Here is a 396-nt window from a genome sequence, read left to right as displayed (position 1 = left end):
CATTTGTGCTAACCGCACACCGGTTGGATTAAAGGATGACCACCAACCGCCCCAGCTGCCCACTATGCGGCAACAACACAAAGAAAAACGGCACCACCAGCAAATCAACCACCCGTTGGCGCTGCACCCACTGCGGACACTCCTTTACCCGCAACACCCAAACCCACAACAAAAATACCGCCACCATGGCTTTGTTCATCCAATGGGCCACCGGCACCCAATCTCTAACCACCTTCGCCGCACACCATGGCGTAACCAGGCAAACCATGCACCACCGATTCCGATGGTGCTGGTGGATCATCCCCACACCCACCATCGACTCATTCCGCATCCATGACCAAATCTTCCTCGACGCGACCTATCTAAAGTCCGGATGCCTCCTGATCGCAGCCAGTA

The 396-nt window shown here is 55.6% G+C and carries 1 protein-coding gene; it reads left to right on the top strand.

What is annotated here, in order from left to right:
- Positions 1–35: 35 nt before the first annotated feature.
- On the top strand, positions 36–396 hold a 361-nt coding region (locus L8V00_RS10000; RefSeq protein ID WP_420840062.1), incomplete at its 3' end, for an IS1/IS1595 family N-terminal zinc-binding domain-containing protein.

Origin of the sequence: Corynebacterium evansiae, assembly GCF_027570065.1 — a bacterium.
In the GTDB taxonomy this organism is placed as follows: domain Bacteria; phylum Actinomycetota; class Actinomycetes; order Mycobacteriales; family Mycobacteriaceae; genus Corynebacterium; species Corynebacterium evansiae.
Note: the sequence above shows the minus strand (reverse complement) of the source record. Positions and strands in the feature narration are given on the sequence as shown.